The 503-nt window shown below is 56.3% G+C and carries 1 protein-coding gene; it reads right to left on the minus strand.

The genetic code is table 11. The features are described from left to right. Window positions 1-85: 85 nt before the first annotated feature. Window positions 86-503: amidohydrolase family protein (locus tag EDM56_RS31035; RefSeq protein WP_148040456.1), on the minus strand; the 418-nt coding region annotated here is incomplete at its 5' end.

Below are 503 nucleotides of genomic sequence, written 5' to 3' on the forward strand. Positions count from 1 at the left end.
ACGCGGTTCTTCACGTGATGGTTCGAAAAAAGACGCCCCATACAGAGCGTCTTCGTTCATAACTGCGTTGCTATCGTCGCTGAGCCTATTTCGCGTAGCAAACCTTTCCGCCGATAATCGTCATGCTGATATCGGTCGAAAGCAGCGCATCCGGCTCGACCGTGAACAAGTCCTGTGAATAGACGGTCATGTCCGCCAGCTTGCCGCGCGAAAGCGTCCCTTTGTGCTGTTCCTCGTTGGTAGCCATCGCACCGCCCACCGTAAACAGATGTATCGCTTCTTGCATCGTCAGCTTTTGCTCAGGATAGTAACCGCCATGCGTCTCGCCAGGGGCTTTCCGTGTCACCGCGGCATGGAGTCCCAAAAGCGGATCGAGCGGCTCTACCGGTGCATCAGAGCCACCAGCGCAGTGAATGCCCGCATCGATCATCGTTTTCCAGCTGTAGGAATGTTGAATCCGCTCTTTGCCGACGCGCTCCTCGACCCACGGGAAATCCGATGCG

The organism is Brevibacillus fluminis, assembly GCF_003710825.1.
Taxonomy (GTDB): domain Bacteria; phylum Bacillota; class Bacilli; order Brevibacillales; family Brevibacillaceae; genus Brevibacillus_D; species Brevibacillus_D fluminis.